15 protein-coding genes are annotated in these 12970 nt (G+C 66.5%); 11 read left to right on the top strand and 4 right to left on the bottom strand.

Features of this window, described 5'->3' with window-relative positions; translation table 11 throughout:
* The first annotated feature begins 38 nt into the window (after window positions 1–38).
* A complete protein-coding gene (locus tag AAC645_RS11770; RefSeq protein WP_340316227.1) occupies window positions 39–1322 on the top strand; it encodes a hypothetical protein in 1284 nt (427 codons plus the stop codon).
* 16 nt (window positions 1323–1338) lie between these two features.
* Here the strand turns inward: AAC645_RS11770 and hisN are convergent, their stop codons facing one another.
* Window positions 1339–2103: a histidinol-phosphatase gene (gene hisN / locus AAC645_RS11765; RefSeq protein ID WP_340316225.1), complete on the bottom strand. Its 765-nt coding sequence runs from the start codon at window positions 2101–2103 to the stop codon at window positions 1339–1341.
* A gap of 43 nt (window positions 2104–2146) precedes the next feature.
* Complete coding sequence (locus AAC645_RS11760; RefSeq protein WP_340316223.1) at window positions 2147–3082, bottom strand: ribose-phosphate pyrophosphokinase; 936 nt, start codon at window positions 3080–3082, stop codon at window positions 2147–2149.
* A gap of 98 nt (window positions 3083–3180) precedes the next feature.
* Here AAC645_RS11760 and gltX point away from each other — a divergent pair, with 98 nt between their 5' ends.
* Window positions 3181–4515 carry a glutamate--tRNA ligase gene (gene gltX / locus AAC645_RS11755; RefSeq protein ID WP_340316220.1) on the top strand — a complete coding sequence of 445 codons (1335 nt, stop codon included), beginning with the start codon at window positions 3181–3183 and terminating at the stop codon, window positions 4513–4515.
* Window positions 4516–4631: 116 nt separating this feature from the next.
* Here the strand turns inward: gltX and AAC645_RS11750 are convergent, their stop codons facing one another.
* Both AAC645_RS11750 and AAC645_RS11745 read right to left on the bottom strand, forming a co-directional pair.
* Window positions 4632–4832, bottom strand: a complete 201-nt coding sequence (locus tag AAC645_RS11750; RefSeq protein ID WP_340316218.1) for a PspC domain-containing protein — start codon at window positions 4830–4832, stop codon at window positions 4632–4634.
* A 31-nt stretch (window positions 4833–4863) separates the two neighbouring features.
* On the bottom strand, window positions 4864–5031 hold the full coding sequence (locus tag AAC645_RS11745) for a hypothetical protein (protein ID WP_340316216.1): 168 nt from the start codon (window positions 5029–5031) through the stop codon (window positions 4864–4866).
* 366 nt (window positions 5032–5397) lie between these two features.
* On the opposite strand from AAC645_RS11745, the gene AAC645_RS11740 reads away from it, so the two are divergent.
* The 9 genes from AAC645_RS11740 (at window position 5398) to feoB (ending at window position 12964) form a co-directional block, all read left to right on the top strand.
* Complete coding sequence (locus AAC645_RS11740; protein ID WP_340316215.1) at window positions 5398–5718, top strand: hypothetical protein; 321 nt, start codon at window positions 5398–5400, stop codon at window positions 5716–5718.
* On the top strand, window positions 5711–6685 hold the full coding sequence (ribD, locus tag AAC645_RS11735; RefSeq protein WP_340316214.1) for a bifunctional diaminohydroxyphosphoribosylaminopyrimidine deaminase/5-amino-6-(5-phosphoribosylamino)uracil reductase RibD: 975 nt from the start codon (window positions 5711–5713) through the stop codon (window positions 6683–6685). The genes AAC645_RS11740 and ribD overlap by 8 nt, the downstream gene beginning before the upstream one ends.
* Complete coding sequence (locus AAC645_RS11730; RefSeq protein WP_340316212.1) at window positions 6685–7302, top strand: riboflavin synthase; 618 nt, start codon at window positions 6685–6687, stop codon at window positions 7300–7302. Before ribD ends, AAC645_RS11730 begins: the two co-directional genes overlap by 1 nt.
* Window positions 7303–7361: 59 nt before the next feature.
* Window positions 7362–8636, top strand: coding sequence for a 3,4-dihydroxy-2-butanone-4-phosphate synthase (ribB, locus tag AAC645_RS11725; RefSeq protein WP_340316210.1), 1275 nt, complete (start codon window positions 7362–7364; stop codon window positions 8634–8636).
* Window positions 8637–8647: 11 nt separating this feature from the next.
* The gene (gene ribH, locus AAC645_RS11720) at window positions 8648–9070 is read left to right on the top strand and encodes a 6,7-dimethyl-8-ribityllumazine synthase (protein ID WP_340316208.1); all 423 of its coding nucleotides are present in this window, start codon (window positions 8648–8650) and stop codon (window positions 9068–9070) included.
* Between the two features lie 107 nt (window positions 9071–9177).
* Window positions 9178–10113 carry a DMT family transporter gene (locus tag AAC645_RS11715; protein ID WP_340316385.1) on the top strand — a complete coding sequence of 312 codons (936 nt, stop codon included), beginning with the start codon at window positions 9178–9180 and terminating at the stop codon, window positions 10111–10113.
* Window positions 10110–10772, top strand: coding sequence for a COQ9 family protein (locus AAC645_RS11710; RefSeq protein WP_340316207.1), 663 nt, complete (start codon window positions 10110–10112; stop codon window positions 10770–10772). Before AAC645_RS11715 ends, AAC645_RS11710 begins: the two co-directional genes overlap by 4 nt.
* 66 nt (window positions 10773–10838) lie before the next feature.
* Window positions 10839–11105 (top strand): FeoA family protein, encoded by a 267-nt coding sequence (locus tag AAC645_RS11705; protein ID WP_340316204.1) that lies wholly within the window; start codon window positions 10839–10841, stop codon window positions 11103–11105.
* Window positions 11102–12964: a ferrous iron transporter B gene (feoB, locus tag AAC645_RS11700; RefSeq protein ID WP_340316202.1), complete on the top strand. Its 1863-nt coding sequence runs from the start codon at window positions 11102–11104 to the stop codon at window positions 12962–12964. Before AAC645_RS11705 ends, feoB begins: the two co-directional genes overlap by 4 nt.
* Window positions 12965–12970 lie beyond the last annotated feature (6 nt).

The following is a 12970-nucleotide window of genomic DNA, read 5'->3' as shown; positions in this document are numbered from 1 at the left end:
TTCCCCTCCACCACAACATGATCGGCAAGGACGAGAGCTTGACCTACCCATCCGAAGTCATCGGCGACCATGAAGGCCTCCGCTTCCCCGTCAGCTATGCGGTGCTCGAACAGGGGGGCGCGGCGCGGCTGAGCGAACTGTTTCATGGCCTCGGCACGCTGAGCGCCGACAACAGCGTCACCGGCATCACCCATTGGCGGGAATTCTTCGGCGGCGGCATGGGCCGCAAGATCGCCATCGACGTCACCTATGCCCGCGACGAAGGGCTGCCGACGCGGTTGTTCGCGAAGTTCACCCGCGAGTTCGGCGATCCGCTGCGCGAGCTGTTTTCGCCGGTGATGGATCCTGAGGTACGCTTCGCCCTGCTCTCGCGGCGGCCGGACTTTCCGATCGCGGTGCCGCGCTGCATGTTCGCCGACTATAATGCTGCGCACAAAACCGGATTGTTGATCACCGAGCGCGTTCCCTATGGCGAGGATGGGATCGAGCCTGCACTCGAGAAGTGCGTCGACTACGAGCTGGCCGATCCGCTGCCCTATTACCAGGCGCAGACGCGCGCGATCGCACGGTTGGCCGGCTATCATCGCGGCGGCCACTTCGGCGACAGGGTCGAGCAGGAATTTCCGTTCGACCCCGCAGACGAGGCGCTGCTGAAGGTGATCCCCTATGATCGCACGCAACTGGACGCCAAGCTGGAGACGCTGAAGAGCTTTGCGGCGACGGCGCCGCAACTTCTGCCGGACGGACTCGCCGATCAGGATTTTCTCGCCGCCTTTGCGCGCGACGTCGCCCTCGTTCTCGATCACGAACGGATGCTGTGGCAGCGGCTGTACGCGTCACGCGACGCCATCGCCCTGGTCCACTGGAACATGAACCCCGACAATGCCTGGTTCTGGCGCGATGCCGAGGGGGTGATGCAGTCGGGGCAGCTCGACTGGGGCGGTGTCGGCCAGGCCAATCTCGCCCAATCCTATTATGGGATGCTGTGCGCGGGGGAAGCGGACTTCCTCGCCGAGCACGATGCCGACCTCCAGGCGCTGCTGCTGCGCGGTTATGCCGATCAGGGTGGACCGACGCTCGATCCGCACGCCTTCGACCGGGATCTGCAGATCGCGATCGCGCTGCTCGGAACGGCGTGGATGCTCGACGCGCCATCGTTGCTGGCGGCCGAAATCCCCGACTATGCCGAACTGACCGACCGCACCGACCCGCGGTTGCGCGCCTTGTTCCTGCCACGCGCGCAGCTTCAGCTTCTCGTCGTGTTCCTCAGCGAATGGCGGCGCAAGCGGATCGGCGACACCATCCGGGGCCTTGTTCAATAACGGCGGCGATCAGGCTCTAATTGAGCAGCGCTGCGATCTGTTCGACCAGCGCCGCATCGCCGGCGGCGATCACCTGCCCCGGGCTCGCCGCATCCAGCGGCCGTCCCTGCCAGTCGGTCATCCGGCCGCCGGCACCCTCGACCACTGGAATCAATGCCGCGAAGTCGTAGAGCTGCAGACCCGACTCGATCACGGCGTCGAGATGGCCGGAGGCGGTAAGGGCATAATTGTGGCAATCGCCGCCCCATAGCGTGTCGCCGGCCGCGGCGCTCACCTTCTGGAAGCGGGCGAACTCGGGAATGCCGAAGGCAGCCGGCGACGTCGTGCCGATATGCGCATTGGCGAGCGCGGAGCAGCGTCGCGTCCGCGCGGCTACGCCGTTGAGCGTGGTCGGATGCCCTGCAGCGCCGATCCACCGGTCGCGGGCGATCGGCTGGTCGATCACCCCGAGCACCGGATGGTTTTCCTCGACGAGGGCGATCAGCGTGCCGAACAATGGCCGACCCGCGACGAAGGCGCGCGTCCCATCGATCGGATCGAGCACCCACACGCGCGCCGCATCCGCGCGCTCGCGGCCATATTCCTCGCCGATGATGCCGTCGGACGGACGCTCTGCCGCTATGATCCTGCGCATCGCCGCCTCGGCGGCGCGGTCGGCCTCGGTAACCGGCGAGGCATCGGCCTTGGTTTCACGTTCGAAGCGCGCGCGAAAGAAGGGGCGGATCGCTTCGCCCGCCGCATCGGCGAGCCGCTGGGCAAGGCGGATGTCGTCTTCAGTCATGCCGCGTCTTCCCCAGAATCTCCCCTCGAAGGGGAACGAATAATCAGTCGAACAGGCTCGACACCGAGCTCTCGTCCGCGATCCGCTTGATCGCTTCGCCGAGCAGCGGCGCTATCGTCAGATGGCGGATCTTCTTTGCCTCGGCGACCGATGGCGGCGCCCCGATCGAATCGGTGATGACCAGCTCGAGCAGCTCCGAACCCTCGACCCGGGCAACCGCGCCGCCCGACAATACGCCATGGCTGACATAGGCGACGACCTCCTCAGCCCCTGCCTGGCGCAGCGCCGCGGCAGCGTTGCACAGCGTGCCCGCCGAATCGACGATATCGTCGACGAGGATGCAGAAGCGGCCCGAGACGTCGCCGATGATGTTCATCACTTCCGATTCGCCGGGCCGTTCGCGGCGCTTGTCGACGATCGCCAGCGGCGCATTGTCGAGGCGCTTGGAGAGTGCGCGGGCGCGAACCACGCCGCCGACGTCGGGCGACACCACCATCAGATTGCGGCCGGCGAAACGCGCCTGGATATCGGCCGACATCACCGGTGCGGCGTAGAGATTGTCGGTCGGGATATCGAAGAAGCCCTGGATCTGCCCGGCGTGAAGATCGACCGAGAGGACGCGGTTGGCGCCGGCCGTCTCGAGCAGATTGGCGACGAGCTTGGCCGAGATCGGCGTGCGCGGTCCCGGTTTCCGGTCCTGCCGGGCATAGCCGAAATAAGGGATGACGGCGGTGATTCGCCGCGCCGACGAGCGCTTCAGCGCATCGATGCAGATCAGCAATTCCATCAGGTTGTCGTTGGCCGGATAGCCTGTCGACTGGATCACGAAGACGTCCTCGCCGCGGACGTTCTCGTGGATTTCCACGAAGACCTCCTCGTCCGCGAAGCGCCGCACGCTGGCGTCGGTCAGCGGCAGTTCGAGATAGGCGGCGATCGCCCTGGCAAGCGTCGGGTTCGAATTGCCGGTGAGAAGCTTCATGAAACAGGACCCCCGTGACGGCGTTGCCGTGTTGGCCGGCCTCTTAGGGAAGCCTAGAGGGTGGCTCAAGCAGTTTGATCCGCCTATGAGGCGCGGTCATGATCGTTACCCGCTTCGCGCCCTCGCCGACCGGCCGGCTCCATGTCGGCAATATCCGCACCGCGCTTCACAACTGGATGTGGGCGAAGAAGCATGGCGGGCGGTTCCTGCTGCGGCTCGACGACACCGATCTCGAGCGATCGACCCAGGAAAATGCCGAGGCGATCCGCACCGACCTCGCATGGCTGGGCCTGTCGCCCGACGACAGCGCGCGGCAGTCCGATCGCTTCGCGCTTTATGAAGCGAGGTTCGAGACGCTGCGCGCCGCCGGCCGCGTCTATGCCTGCTACGAAAGCGCCGAGGAGCTCGAACTCAAGCGCAAGATCCTCGCCGGGCGGGGCCTGCCTCCGATATATGACCGGGCGGCACTGGCGCTGAGCGATGCCGATCGCGCACGCTACGAGGCCGAGGGTAGGCGCCCGCACTGGCGCTTCGAACTCGACCATGACAGCCCCATCGTCTGGAGCGATCTCATCCGCGGGCCGCAGCAGCTCGATCCCAAGCTGCTGTCGGATCCGGTGATCCGCCGCGCGGACGGGAGTTGGCTCTATATGCTGCCGAGCGCGATCGACGACGTCGACATGGGCGTCACCCATGTCGTGCGTGGCGAAGATCATGTCACCAACACCGGCCTGCAGCTGCAGATGTTCGCCGCACTGGGTGCGGCGGCACCGGCCTTCGCGCACGAGGCGCTGCTGGTGGGGAGCGAGGGCAAGCTGTCCAAGCGGCTCGGCTCGCTCGGCTGCGACGCGTTTCGCGATGAGGGGATCGAGCCGATCGCACTGATCGCGCTGCTTGCCCGCATCGGCACCAGCCTGCCGGTCGAACCGGTCACGGATCCGGCGGCGCTGATCGATTCGTTCGATTTCGCCCGCTTCGGCCGCGCGCCGGCCCGCTTCGACTTCGACGAACTGAAGGCGCTCAACGCCCGGATCATCCACGCGCTCGATTATGCGGCAGTGGCCGATCGACTGCCGGCGAGGATGGACGCAGCCGCCTGGCACGCCGTGCGGCCGAACCTGACCCGCGTCGCCGAAGCGGCCGACTGGTGGGCAGTGGTGGAAGATGCAGCAGGCGCAAGCGGCGCATTTGAGGATAAGGAATTCCTGGCCGCGGCAGCCGAGCTCGCATCCGGCATGGACTGGAACGACGCGATCTGGAAGGCGCTGACCGGCGCCCTCGGCGCGCAGACCGGCCGCAAGGGCAAGAGCCTATTCCTGCCGCTGCGGCTGGCGCTGACAGGCCGCGAACATGGTCCCGACATGAACGCGCTGCTGCCGCTGATCGGCAGGCAGCGGGCAGTGGAGCGGTTGACGCGAGCGGCCAAGGGCTAAGTTTTACGTCATCCTCGCGGAGGCCGGGATCTCGGGCGTCTCCTGCCCGACCCTCATCCTTCCACCGCCTGGAATCCCGGCCTCCGCCGGGATGACGCTGGGGGCCGGCGGGAAACTCAGAGCCGGTTCGACGGCGCGATCAGCCCGACCAGCAGGTAGAGGATGATCGTCGAACCCACGCCGCACAGCGTGAGCAGCACGGCCAGCACCCGGATCAGCATCGGATCGATGCCCGAATAATCGGCGAACCCGGCGCAGACGCCCATGATCTTGCCTTCGGATTTGTTGAGGCGGAACGCGTTGCTGCGGACAGACATGGCAATCTCCTTTTGGGAAGAGGCGTGAAGATCAAAGAAGGGTGGGGCGGTCGAGCGACGCCGTCGCCGCAGCGCAGGTGCAGTTGGCGTTGACCGGGCCGATCGCCGCGGTGAGGCAGGCCAGGCTGAACAAGAGCGCGCCGCCGACTGCGAGCAGGAAGCGCCCGGTATCGCTCATGCTGGAGTTGGTATCGGACATCGTCTTGCTCCCTTGGTGTCGACCATCTCTCGGCCGATGCGGGCTGCGTTGCAGGAGCCGTGCCAAGTTCAGAACCGACCTGAAAACCAGAAGATTCTCGATCACATCGGGGCACCAGGCAGCGATGATGGCTAATATTTGGGATCACCCGCCAAGGGGGCTTGGGAAATTACGCCATTGGTCCGCGCTGAGCTTGTGGAAGTCCAAGCCGGCGACAGGCGTGGCACCGCGACAGACAGTTGGCGGGACAATGACCGTGCGCTTCAAGATACCGAATTTGCTCCCGATAGGAGACTGAAGCGACAATCCGGCATTCGCTGCGGCCGTGGGGTGGCGCCCCGGGCGCTGTTTGCCTATCTAGCGCCAATGGCCGTCTTCCCACGCCCTTCCACCCCGCGCGCCGCATGGGCCGATCTCAAGGCGTTCCTGCGCGGGCAGGACCGCATCAAGCTGCTGTTCGCCGCCCTGTCGATCCTGATGCCGATGCTGATCGTGCTCGGCTTCTACGTCGACTCGAAGACCGATCCCCCCAAAGCGCAGATCATCTACGCCCAAAGCTGGCCGGCCAGCCGCACCGATGACGAGATCAAGCGCCAGAATATCGCGGACCAGAAGATCCTCGATGCCAAGCGTCGTGAAAAGCAGCTCGAGTATAAGCGTCTCGCGGACAAGCTCGGCATTGAATAATCCCGCGACCGATGATCGCCGCTGGATGGCGGCTGCGATCGCCATCGGAGGCCGGGGCCGCGGCAGGACCGCGCCCAATCCTGCAGTCGGCTGCGTGATCGTCCGCGACGGCCGCGTCATCGGGCGCGGCTGGACGCAGCCGGGCGGGCGGCCCCATGCCGAGGCGCGCGCCATCGATGCGGCGGGCGACCTCACAGGGGCCACGCTGTACGTGACCCTCGAACCCTGCGCGCATGTGTCGGGGCGCGGCCCGGCCTGCGCAGACCTGATCGTCGCCGCCCGGCCGGCGCGGGTGGTAGTCGCGATTCGCGATCCCGATCCCCGCACCGACGGCAGGGGCATCGCGCGGCTGGAAGCCGTCGGAATCCCGGTGACGCAGGGGGTCTGCAGCGACGAAGCGCGCGCGGCGATGTGCGGGTTCCTTACCCGCCAGGCAAAGGAACGGCCGCACGTCACGCTCAAGCTCGCCATCTCGCTGGACGGACGTATCGCCCTGTCGAACGGGTCGAGCCGCTGGATCACGGGTCCGGCCGCCCGCGCCCATGGCCACCTCGAACGCGCCCGATGCGACATGATCCTGGTCGGACGGGGTACGGTCGAAGCCGACGACCCGACACTCGATGTTCGCCTGCCGGGACTGGAAGATCGCAGCCCGCGGCGCGCGATGCTCGGGCATGACGAAGCTCCCGAGGGGTGGCTGGCGATCCGCCGACCTGAAGAGATCGCGGCCATCGAGGGCGTCGACCATATCCTCGTCGAGGGCGGCGCCGGCGCTGCCGCGGCCTTCCTTGCGGCCGACCTCGTCGATCGGCTGCTGATTTATGCCGCACCGATCGTCATCGGCGCAGGCCAATCTGCGATTGGAGACATCGGCCTGAGCGATCTCGCCGCGGCGCACGGCCGCTGGCGACTGGCCGACATGCGGACGCTTGGCAGCGACCGGCTCTCTGTTTACCACCGCGCCTGATGTTTACGGGAATCATTACCGATATCGGCACCATCATCGCGGTCGAGGAGCGCGGCGATCTACATGTGCGGATCGCCTGCGGCTACGATACCGGCACGATCGATATCGGCGCCTCGATCGCCTGTTCGGGCGCCTGCATGACCGTGGTGGAACTCGGCCCCGACTGGTTCGCGGTCGACATCAGCCATGAAAGCGTCTCGCGCACGCCGCCCGAGCGGTGGCGGATCGGCAGTAAGCTGAACCTGGAGCGATCGCTTAAGGTGGGCGACGAGCTCGGCGGCCATATCGTCACCGGCCACGTCGATGGCGTCGGCACAATCGCATCGCTTACACCCGACGGCGATTCCCACCGCATCGAGATCCACGCGCCGGCGACGCTCGCCCCTTATCTCGCCGCCAAGGGATCTATCGCCGTCGACGGCATCTCGCTCACCGTCAACGGCGTGACCGACCAACCCGACGGCAGCGCCCTGTTCAGCCTCAACATCATCCCGCACACCAGCGCTGTGACGACGCTCGGCGGGCTTGCCATCCATGATCGCGTAAATCTCGAGATCGACGTGCTGGCACGGTATCTCGGCCGGATGGAGCAGCTGCGCGCCCTCACCTCGCGGTAATTCACATTTTAATGTGCGTTTTCATTGAGCGCGCCATCGTGGTGTGATAATGGCGGGCAATGAGCACCGATCTTATCGAACGCATCCGCCAAGCCGTCACCGAGCGCCGCATATCCCGATCGGGACTCGCGAGGGCCGCCGGTCTCCATCCCAACTCGCTACGGTCGCTCGACGATCACGACTGGAATCCGACGGCAGAGACACTCAAGAAGCTGGAGCGCTATCTGTCCTTCTCCGGCCTGTCGCCGATCGAGGAGATCATCGACGAAGCGCGCAACGGCCGGATGTTCATCCTGGTCGACGATGAGGATCGCGAGAATGAAGGCGACCTGATCATCCCCGCCCAGATGGCCACCCCCGAAGCAATCAACTTCATGGCCAAGCATGGCCGCGGCCTGATCTGCCTGTCACTGACGCAGGAGCGCGTCGACCAGCTCGGCCTGCCGCTGATGAGCCGCAACAACGGCACCCGTCATGAGACCGCCTTCACCGTCTCGATCGAGGCCAGGGATGGCGTAACGACCGGCATCTCGGCCGCCGATCGCGCCCGAACCGTCGCCGTGGCGATCGATTCGGGCAAGGGCCCGGAGCATATCGTCACCCCGGGACACCTCTTTCCGCTAGTGGCCAAGAATGGCGGCGTCCTGATCCGTGCCGGGCACACCGAGGCCGCGGTCGATGTGTCGCGGCTCGCCGGCCTTAATCCTTCGGGCGTGATCTGCGAGATCATGAACGATGACGGCACGATGGCGCGGATGGACACGCTCATCGAATTCGCGCGCACGCACAAGCTCAAGATCGGCACGATCCGCGACCTCATCGCCTATCGCCGCAAGCACGACCATCTCGTCGAGAAGGTGGCAGAGTCGCGCTTCACCAGCCACTGGGGCGGCGAGTGGCGGGCGATCAGCTTCCGCAACAAGGCGACGGAGACCGAGCAGATGGCGCTGGTGAAGGGCCATATCGACCCGGACAAGCCGACGCTGGTCCGCATGCACCTGCTGTCGCTCTTTGCCGATGTGTACGGCGAGGACAGATCGCGCTCGCGAATGGTGGAGCGGTCGATGAAAATGATCGCCGAGGAAGGATCGGGCGTCCATGTCCTGCTGAACCGGCCGGCCAAGAGCTGGATGAGCAAGGCGATGGACGCTCGTGAAAGAAGCGACCCGGCCGAGATGGACGAGTTGCGCGACTATGGCGTTGGCGCCCAGATCCTCACCGAACTCGGCGTTCAGGACATGATCCTGCTCACCAATTCGCACCACACGCTGGTCGGCCTTGCCGGCTATGGCCTCTCGATCGTAGGCGAGCGCCCGATCGATCTCTCCGAATAAGGGTAAATGTCATGGCCAAGCTGCTCATCGTGGAAGCGCGCTTCTACGATCATCTCAACGATATGCTGCTCGATGGTGCGCGCACCGCGATCGAAGACGCCGGCCATCGCCATGAGACGGTCACGGTGCCCGGCGCCCTGGAAGTGCCCGGCGCGATCGCCATGGCCGCGGAGAGCGGCCGCTATGACGGCTTCGTCGCACTGGGCGTCATCATCCGCGGCGAAACCTATCATTTCGAGGTGGTGTCGAACGAGAGCGCGCGCGGCCTGATGGCGCTGTCGATGGATGGCATCGCCATCGGCAACGGCATCCTGACCGTCGAAAACGAAGCCCAGGCGCTCGCACGCGCCCGCCGCGCCGAGAAGGACAAGGGTGGCGAAGCGGCCAAGGCGGCGTTGCGCATGATGGAATTGCGGGAAAAGTTCGGAGCGTAGAACCGGTTGGGCCAGCGCTTCGCTGCGCTGGCCGGACGATCGATCGCGGACCAAGCCCTGCCCTTCGCACTTGCGTTCCTGCCGAGGAGATAGGACGAACTGCGGTGATGCAGTCCGTCGACGAACCGGCCGCCGCTGCGGCGCTAGAGCGCCCCGCCCCCGTCGCGCGCGCCTATGCCGCGATGGTCGTGGCCAACGTCACGCTGGCCTTCGGCCCATGGCTCGTGCGGCTCGCCGATGTCTCGTCGCTGTCCTCCGCATTCTGGCGGCTCAGCCTCGCCGCACCGCTGCTGTTCCTGCTGACGCGGCTGGCGCGCCAGCCGATCCCGCGCCTGTCGCCCGGCATGATCGGGCTCATCGCGCTGGGCGGCCTGTGCTTCGCCGCCGATCTTGGCACTTGGCACATCGGCATCCATCATACGAAGCTCGCCAATGCCACGCTGTTCGGCAATATCGCCAGCTTCCTGCTCGCCGGCTATGCGCTGATCCGCGCGCGTGCGCTGCCCGATCGTGCGCAGGCCGCGGCGCTTGTGCTGGCCGCAGTCGGCACCCTGCTGCTGCTCGGCCGTTCCTATCAGGTCGATAGCCGCTACCTGACCGGCGACCTGCTCTGCATCGCCGCAGGCGTGCTCTACACAGCTTATCTGGTGGCTATGGGCCGTGCCCGCGAGCTGCTCCAGCCGCTGCCGCTGCTGCTGATCTCGACCGTCGCCGGCATGGCGCCACTGCTGCTCTTCGCGCTCACCGACGGCGGTACATTCTGGCCGGAGCACTGGGGGCCGCTGCTGCTGCTCGCACTCGGCAGCCAGGTGCTCGGCCAGGGGTTGATGGTTTACGCGATGGGACATCTGCCGCCGCTGGTGATCGGCCTGGGCCTGCTGATCCAGCCGGTCATCGCCGCCATGATCGGCAGCCTGCGCTATGGCGAGCGGCTCGGCCCGGTCGATATCGCCGGCGGACTGGCGATCTGTGCCGCGCTGGTGCTGGTGCGATCGCGCAAGGCTGGCCAGCCGCTGCCGCCGCGCGTAGAAGCCGAGACATGATCGCACCAATCGACATGACCCTGGACGAGCTGCGCGACGCGCTGGCCGCCAGCCTGCCGGCGCACGCCGTGTTCGACGGCTGGAGCAGGACGGCGCTGGCCGGTGCCGCGGCGGAACTGGGGGTGCCCGCCGACCGGGCGGCGCTGTGCTTTCCCGATGGCGCGATCGACATGATCGACGCCTGGTTCGCCATGATCGACCGTTCCATGGCCGCGAGGCTGGAAGCACAGGGCGTGACGGGGATGAAGATCCGCGCCCGCATTCGCGCGGCAGTGCTCGCCCGGCTCGATGAAGCCGCCGGCCACCCCGACGCGCTGCGCCGCGCGCTGGCCGTCCTCGGCCGGCCCGGCAATGCCCGGCGCGCGGCCAAGCTGGGCTGGCGCGCCGCCGATGCGATGTGGCGAGCCGCCGGAGACAGCAGCGTCGACTTCGCCTGGTACAGCAAGCGCGCCACGCTGGCTGCGGTCTATGCCGCGACCTTGATGGCCTGGATGGACGACGACAGCGAAGGCTTTGCCGACACCCATGCGTTCCTCGACCGCCGCATCGACGACGTGATGAAGATCGAAAAGCTGAAGGCCCGGATCAAGATCGATCCTGACCGCCACTTCAGCCCGGCGCGTTTCCTGGGGCGTCTGCGCTACCGGGCCGGTCGCTAGGGCGACGCTGGTCGCCGCCATGATTGGACTCGCAATCTTCTCTCGTTATTGATAATCAATCGCATCATGGAACTCGACACGACCTTGATGACGCTCGACAAGCTGCCACTCGGAAGCGGCGGCGAAATCGTCAGTGTCGATTGGGCGATCCTCAGCGACAAGGACGGCCGCCGCCTGCGCGAACTTGGCGTCGACGAAGGCGTGCCGGTCGAGAAGCTCCACAAAGGTCCGTTCGGGATCGATCCGATCGCATGCAGGATTGGCCGGATGACCGTCGCGCTGCGTAGCGCGCAAGCTGCTGCTATCGGCGTGGGGCCGCGCCGGAGCCAATGAATCCCGCACCTCTGGTAGCATTGGCCGGCAATCCCAATGCCGGCAAAAGCGCGCTGTTCAACGCGCTGACCGGGGCCCGCCAGAAGGTCGGCAACTATCCGGGCGTCACCGTCGAGCGCAAATCCGGGCGAATGGCGCTCGCCGATGGCCGCCCCGTCGAGATGCTCGACCTGCCCGGCACCTATAGCCTCGAGCCGTCGAGCCCCGACGAGGCGGTGACCCACGACGTGTTGCTGGGCAAGCAGCCCGGTGAGCGGCTGCCCTCGGCGCTGCTGATCGTCATCGACGCGACCAACCTGGACAACCACCTTCGCTTCGCGCTCCAGCTGATCGCGCTGGGCCTGCCGACCGTGGTGGCGCTCAACATGATCGACATGGCTGCGCGCGACGGCCTCAGCATCGATGCCGCAAAGCTTTCCGCCGAGCTTGGCGTGCCGGTGATCCCCACCGTGGCCGTGCGCCGCAAGGGAATCGACGAACTGAAGGCCGCGATCGGCCTGCTCGCGACCGGCGGTGCCATTCGCCTGGGGCACGCCGACTCCGCGATCCACGAGGACATCGTGACGCTGCAGCGCCGCGCCCGCGCGATCGCGGTCGCAGCGACCACCGAGGAGAATTTCAAGCGCCGATGGAGCCACCGCGCCGACGCGGTGGCACTTCATCCGATCATCGGGCCCGTGCTGCTGGCGGCGATATTGTTCGTGATGTTCCAGGCGGTGTTCGCCTGGTCGGCGATGCCGGTCGACCTGATCGACCGCGGCTTCCAGCAACTGCAGGCGGCGGTCACGGCTGCCATGCCCGCGGGGTTCCTGCGCTCGCTGATCGTCGAGGGGCTGATTGCAGGGGTCGGCGCGGTGATCGTCTTCCTGCCGCAGATCCTGATCCTGTTCCTGTTCATCCTGATGCTCGAGGCATCGGGCTATATGGTGCGCGCCGCCTTCATCATGGATCATCTGATGGCGCGGGTCGGCCTGTCGGGCCGGGCCTTCATCCCGCTGCTCTCGTCCTTCGCCTGTGCGATCCCGGGCATCATGGCGACCCGCACCATCGACGACCACAAGGACCGGCTGACGACCATCCTTATCGCGCCGCTGATGACCTGTTCGGCCCGGCTTCCGGTCTATGCGGTGATCATCGCGGCCTTCATTCCCGCGCGCGCCGTGGCGCCGGGCGTCGGACTGCAGGGCCTGGTGCTGTTCGGCCTCTATGTCGCCGGCGTCGGCGGCGCGATGCTGGCCGCCTTCATTCTCAGGCGCACCGTCACCAAGGGGCCGCCACCCGGCTTCATGATGGAGATGCCGCGCTACCAGATGCCGATCCTGCGCGATGTCGCGCTCGGCCTGTGGCAGCGTGCGATGATCTTCCTCCGGCGGGCCGGCACGATCATCGCCGCGACGACGATGGTGCTGTGGCTGCTGGTCTCCTATCCCAAGCCGCCCGTCGGCAGCGCGCTGCCCGCCATCGACTATTCGATCGCCGGCCGCATCGCCAACGGCATAGAGCCGGTGCTGCGCCCGATCGGCTTCAACCGCGACATGGCGCTGGCACTGATCCCCGCGATGGCGGCCCGCGAAGTCGCGGTTTCGGCGCTGGCTACCGTCTATGCTGTCGATGCTTCGGACGAGAGCGTACAGCAGCGCTCGTTGGTCGACAGGCTGCATGGACGCTGGTCGCTGCCGACCGCGCTCGCCTTCCTCGCCTGGTTCGTGTTCGCGCCGCAGTGTATTTCGACGATCGCGGTGGTGCGCCGCGAGACCAATGGCTGGAAGTGGACGGGCTTCATGCTCGCCTATCTGTTCGCCCTCGCATATCTCGCGGCAGGCGCTACATACTGGGCCGCGATCGCTCTGAGACTCTAGAGCAAC

The sequence above is a fragment of the Rhizorhabdus argentea genome, from assembly GCF_037861105.1.
Taxonomy (GTDB): Bacteria; Pseudomonadota; Alphaproteobacteria; order Sphingomonadales; family Sphingomonadaceae; genus Rhizorhabdus; species Rhizorhabdus argentea.
This window is presented reverse-complemented; position numbering and strand designations above follow the sequence as displayed.